Genomic DNA, 5,250 nt, shown 5'->3' on the forward strand with positions numbered 1-5,250 from the left:
GTCTCCGCGAGGCCGAAACTCGGCGAGACGCCCCCTCACCCGGATCATCGCTACGCGATGATCCGACCTCTCCCCGCACGCGGGGAGAGGTGAAGGCCGTGCTCGCTTCTGGCTCCGAAACGTCGACCGCATGATTGTCCGCACTACCCCCGCGCCGCCAGCCAGCGCTCCGCCGCACCGATCGCCAGCGCGCGCAGATTGTCGTCGGCGATTGCTTCGATTGCCTCGCCGACGAAAGCCTGAATCAGCAGCGCCTCGGCTTCCTTCTCCGGCAGGCCGCGGGCGCGCAGATAGAACAAGAGCTGATCGTCGAGCGCGCCGATCGCGGCACCGTGGCCGCAGGTGACGTCGTCAGCGAATATCTCGAGCTCCGGCTTGTTGTCGGCCTCGGCGTCGTCGGACAGCAGCAGCGCCCGCGTCATCATCTTGGCGTCGGTCTGCTGCGCAGGCTGGCGCACGTTGATGCGGCCCTGAAACACCGAGTGGCCGCGATCATCCACCACCGCGCGGAAACCCTCGCGGCTGACGCAATGCGGCACGTCGTGGTTCATCACCAGCGTAGTATCCGCGTGCTGAGTTCCGTTGAGCAGGTTGACGCCGTTCGTTTCGACCCGGGCGTGTTCGCCGGCGATCGTCACTGTGGACGAATAGCGGCTGACCAGCGAGCCGGTGTTGACGCCGACGACGCCGTAATAAGCATGCGTACCGACCCGAACTTCGGCCGCCGCAATGTTGAACGCATCGCGCGCGTCCTCGATCAGGCGGACATGGTCGAGCCGAGCGCCGTCGGCGATGCTGATCACCGCGGCGTCGTGAACCTGATAGGCACCGACGCCCTCGCCCGCCACATAGCTCTCGACCAGCGTCGCGGCCGAATTCTTGCCCAGGTGAGTCAGCGACCGCGTGAAGCTCGCGGCCTTTACGGCGCTCGCCGCAACATGCACGACGTGCAGCGGCTGCGACAGCTTGATGCCATCGGCGATGTCGATCACCACGCCGTCGGTCATCAGCGCGGTGTTGAGCGCGACCATCGGATCGGCGGTGCCGAGCGACAGCAGCCGCTCGTCGCCAGCGGCCAGCGCGTCGCGCAGGCTGCGGATCGACAGGCCCTGCTCCAGCGCCGACAGATCGGACAACTCGGCGATCAGCGCGCCGTCGACCAGCACCAGCCGGCGCACGCCATCGATGGCGTGCAGCTTCACCGCCGCTGCGGCGCGGGCGAGCGCGGCGGCATCCGGCGCCGGCGCGATCGGCAGCACCTCGCGCATCAGCGCGCGCAGGTCGGTGTACTTCCAGTCCTCGATCCGCCGATGCGGCAGGCCGATCAGCTGGAACTGATCGAAGGCACGGCGCCGTGCGTCGGCAACCTTGCCGGCCCCCGGCTGGCCCGCCAGCACGCTCGCGAAATTCGCGCCCGCGACGTCTGCCTTGTCGGTCTTCGCCAATGCGATATTCATGATCAAATCCTCGGCGTCAGGCCGCCGCTTCCTGATACTGGGCGTAGCCGTTGGCTTCGAGCTCGAGCGCCAGCTCCTTGCCGCCGCTCTTCACCACCTTGCCGCGCGACATCACGTGCACATGGTCGGGCACGATGTAGTCGAGCAGACGCTGATAGTGGGTGATCACCACCATGGCGCGGTCCGGCGTGCGCAGCGCGTTGACGCCCTCGGAGGCGACGCGCAGCGCGTCGATATCGAGGCCGGAGTCCATCTCGTCGAGGATGCACAGGCTCGGCTGGAACAGCGCCATCTGCAGCACTTCGTTGCGCTTCTTTTCGCCGCCCGAGAAGCCGACATTGACGCCGCGCTTCAGCATCTCCTGCGGGATGCCGAGCGAAGACGCGACCTCGCGCACGCGCTTGAGGAAATCCGGCGTCGAGAACTCCTCCTCGCCGCGCGCCTTGCGCTGCGCGTTCAGCGCGGTGCGCAGGAACGTCATCGTAGCGACGCCGGGGATCTCGACCGGATACTGGAAGGCCAGGAACACGCCCTTGGCGGCGCGCTCGTCCGGCGCCATCGCCAGCAGGTCCTCGCCCTTGAACAGGATCTCGCCGCCGGTGACTTCGTAGCCCGGCTTGCCGGCGATGACATGGCTCAGCGTCGACTTGCCGGAGCCGTTCGGCCCCATGATGGCGTGCACCTCGCCGGCGTTCACCGTGAGGTTCAGCCCATGCAAAATCTCGCGATCCGCGACGCTGACCTGGAGATTTTTGACTTCGAGTAGTGCCATCGTTCGATCCTTCATCTGATTGCGCGAACTTCGACCGGAAGCTCCATCTCGGTCCACGCCCGGTCTGCCGTGTAGATGACGGCACCGGTTGCTATGGCGAGCGCGAGACACGCTCGGTCGCCCAGAGACAGTCCGCGTTGGCTCGTCTTAGGACGTAGATCCGAAGCGAGCCTCGCCTGTTCAACGTTAAAATCCACGACCTTCAGCGGAAGCGGGCCGACCGCGCGGTCCACTGCCTCACGCAGATATCCGCGATCGAACAGTTTGGATCTCACCTCCGCGAAATTGACCGCAGAAACCAGCAACAATCCCTTCAGCGCCCTGACGATGTCTTCTCCACGTTCCCGCAGCAGGACTGCAAGGATCGCGGAAGAATCCAGCACGACGGCTGAACTACTCGGCTGCATCGCCTTTCACATCGCTTTCGAGTTGCACTTCACGCCTTCGATCCGCGATCAATTCGTCGACGATGGAAACGCCGGGCAGAATTCCCGGAGCGAGGATCCGCTGCGCCCCAAGCCACGCCGAGTCCGCGGAGCGAATCTCGAGAACACCATCCACAACCGTCAGATTGACCAAGTCAGCCGGAGCAACGCCGAGAGCCGACAGCATCTCGGGCGGAATGGTCAGTTCGCCTTGGCTGCCGACTGTGACCCAGTCGGATAGAACCTCGCGCTCCTTGGCCATCACCCCACGCTCCCCTCGAGACTAATCGAGATCAGCTTCTGGGCCTCAACCGCGAACTCCATCGGCAGTTGCTGGAGCACGTCCTTGACGAAGCCGTTGACGACGAGGCCGACGGCCTCCTCCTGGCTGAGGCCGCGCTGGATGCAGTAGAACAGCACGTCCTCGGAGATCTTCGACGTCGTGGCTTCGTGCTCGAACAGCGCCGAGGCATTCTTCGCTTCGATATAGGGCACGGTGTGCGCGCCGCACTGATCGCCGATCAGCAGCGAGTCGCAGGCGGTGAAGTTGCGCGCGCCCTTGGCCTTGCGGTGGGCGGTGACGAGCCCCCGATAGGTGTTCTGCGACTTGCCGGCCGCGATACCTTTGGAGATGATCCGGCTGGTGGTGTTGTTGCCGAGGTGGATCATCTTGGTGCCGCTATCGACCTGCTGATAGCCGTTCGAGATCGCGATCGAATAGAACTCGCCGCGCGAATTGTCGCCACGCAGGATGCAGCTCGGATATTTCCAGGTGATCGCCGAGCCGGTTTCGACCTGAGTCCAGGAGATCTTGGAATTCGCGCCGCGGCAGTCGCCACGCTTGGTGACGAAGTTGTAGATGCCGCCCTTGCCTTCCGAATTGCCCGGGTACCAGTTCTGCACCGTCGAGTACTTGATCTCGGCGTCGTCGAGCGTGACTAGCTCGACCACCGCGGCGTGCAGCTGATTCTCGTCGCGCTGCGGCGCCGTGCAGCCTTCGAGATAGCTGACGTAGGAGCCCTTGTCGGCGATGATCAGCGTGCGCTCGAACTGGCCGGTGTTGCGCTCGTTGATGCGGAAATAGGTCGACAGTTCCATCGGGCAGCGCACGCCCGGCGGCACGTAGACGAACGAGCCGTCGGAGAACACCGCCGAGTTCAGCGTCGCGTAGAAATTGTCGGTCGTCGGCACGACGCTGCCGAGATACTTCTTGACCAGCTCCGGATGCTCTTTGATCGCTTCGGAGATCGGCATGAAGATCACGCCGGCCTTCTTCAGCTCGGCCTGGAACGTGGTCGCCACCGACACCGAATCGAACACCGCATCGACCGCGATCTTGCGGCTCGGCGTGTCCGGTCCGCCCGGCGCCGGCTCGACGCCTTCCAGCAGCGCGACTTCGCGCAGCGGAATGCCGAGCTTCTCGTAGGTCTTGAGGATCTCCGGATCGATCTCGTCGAGCGAGCCGACGGTCTTCTTCGGCTTCGGCGCGGCGTAGTAATACAGATCCTGGAAGTCGATCTTCGGATAGTTCACCCGCGCCCAGGTCGGCTCGGTCATCGTCAGCCAGCGACGATAGGCCTCGAGCCGCCATTGCAGCATCCAGTCCGGTTCGTTCTTCTTTGCTGAGATGAAGCGGACGATGTCTTCCGACAGCCCCTTGGGGGCCTTGTCGGATTCGATCAGCGTCTCGAATCCATAGCGATATTGATCAACGTCGATCTGGCGAACCCGATCGACGGTCTCTTGGACGGCAGCCATTTAAACCTCCGCTCGCGGTTTCAAGGACCGCGGTGGATCTGCTGGAACATGCTTACACGATCCGGCGCGGGATGAAACCCTCTTAGAACCGTTCTGGCACTGTTTCATGATCCCTTTTAGTTAGGTTGCCGGCGAGCCTTTTCCAAGCTTTTAGGCACGCCTCGATGTCGGATTCACTACTCGACCAGCCGAGACTGATCCGTATCGCGGACTGTGCAAGTTCCGGACCGCATCCCATCGCCCGCAGCACGTGCGAGGGTTGCACCTTGCCCGACGAGCACGCCGACCCGGACGACACGGCGACGCCGGCGAGGTCGAAACCGATCACCGCCGTCTCCGCGCGCAGCCCGGGGACGGCGAACAGTGTCGTGTTCGGCAGCCGTGCAACAGATTCGCAAAAGATCACACTGTCGTTGGTCTGCCTCAGGTTTGCCTCAAGCCGATTCCGCAGGTTTTCGACCCGCGCCATGTCAGCGACAATCGTTGGCATCGTCGCCGCGACCGCCGCCCCGAAGCCGGTGATGCCCGCGACATTCTCAGTCCCGGCCCGCCGCCCGAGCTCCTGTCCGCCGCCACGCAGTACCGGCTCCAGCCCCTGCACATCTGCACCGAGCACCAGCGCACCGACACCTTTCGGGCCTCCGATCTTGTGCGCAGACAGCGACACAAGATCGGCGCCCAAGTCCTTGATCCGGAACGGAACTTTGCCGAGCACCTGGATCGCATCGACATGCACCACGCCGCTCGCTGCGTGGACGATTTCCGCTGCCTCCGCAACGGGTTGCATCGCCCCGGTCTCGTTGTTGGCAAGCATCAACGACAGCAGCGCCGGCGGCCC

6 protein-coding genes are annotated in these 5,250 nt (G+C 64.2%); all 6 read right to left on the reverse strand.

The window, feature by feature from the left end:
* Nucleotides 1-143: 143 nt before the first annotated feature.
* Nucleotides 144-1,457 (reverse strand): Fe-S cluster assembly protein SufD, encoded by a 1,314-nt coding sequence (gene sufD / locus IP86_RS25410; protein WP_054165230.1) that lies wholly within the window; start codon nt 1,455-1,457, stop codon nt 144-146.
* A gap of 16 nt (nt 1,458-1,473) precedes the next feature.
* Nucleotides 1,474-2,229 (reverse strand): Fe-S cluster assembly ATPase SufC, encoded by a 756-nt coding sequence (sufC, locus tag IP86_RS25415; RefSeq protein ID WP_054165231.1) that lies wholly within the window; start codon nt 2,227-2,229, stop codon nt 1,474-1,476.
* A gap of 11 nt (nt 2,230-2,240) precedes the next feature.
* Nucleotides 2,241-2,612: a type II toxin-antitoxin system VapC family toxin gene (locus tag IP86_RS25420; RefSeq protein ID WP_197279986.1), complete on the reverse strand. Its 372-nt coding sequence runs from the start codon at nt 2,610-2,612 to the stop codon at nt 2,241-2,243.
* A gap of 10 nt (nt 2,613-2,622) precedes the next feature.
* Entirely contained in the window at nt 2,623-2,916 is a 294-nt protein-coding gene (locus IP86_RS25425; protein WP_054165233.1) for an AbrB/MazE/SpoVT family DNA-binding domain-containing protein, read from the reverse strand.
* Entirely contained in the window at nt 2,916-4,412 is a 1,497-nt protein-coding gene (gene sufB, locus IP86_RS25430; RefSeq protein ID WP_054165234.1) for a Fe-S cluster assembly protein SufB, read from the reverse strand. The genes IP86_RS25425 and sufB overlap by 1 nt, the downstream gene beginning before the upstream one ends.
* An 82-nt stretch (nt 4,413-4,494) precedes the next feature.
* A partial coding sequence (locus tag IP86_RS25435; protein ID WP_156332620.1) for a cysteine desulfurase family protein occupies nt 4,495-5,250 on the reverse strand: 756 nt, incomplete at its 5' end.

The organism is Rhodopseudomonas sp. AAP120, assembly GCF_001295845.1.
Taxonomy (GTDB): Bacteria; Pseudomonadota; Alphaproteobacteria; order Rhizobiales; family Xanthobacteraceae; genus Rhodopseudomonas.

Bases quoted from the DNA above. Each gene is read 5' to 3' on its own strand.
- IP86_RS25425 (WP_054165233.1), bottom strand. From the start codon at position 2,916: ATGGCCAAGGAGCGCGAGGTTCTATCCGACTGGGTCACAGTCGGCAGC.
- sufC (WP_054165231.1), bottom strand. From the start codon at position 2,229: ATGGCACTACTCGAAGTCAAAAATCTCCAGGTCAGCGTCGCGGATCGC.
- sufB (WP_054165234.1), bottom strand. From the start codon at position 4,412: ATGGCTGCCGTCCAAGAGACCGTCGATCGGGTTCGCCAGATCGACGTT.
- sufD (WP_054165230.1), bottom strand. From the start codon at position 1,457: ATGAATATCGCATTGGCGAAGACCGACAAGGCAGACGTCGCGGGCGCG.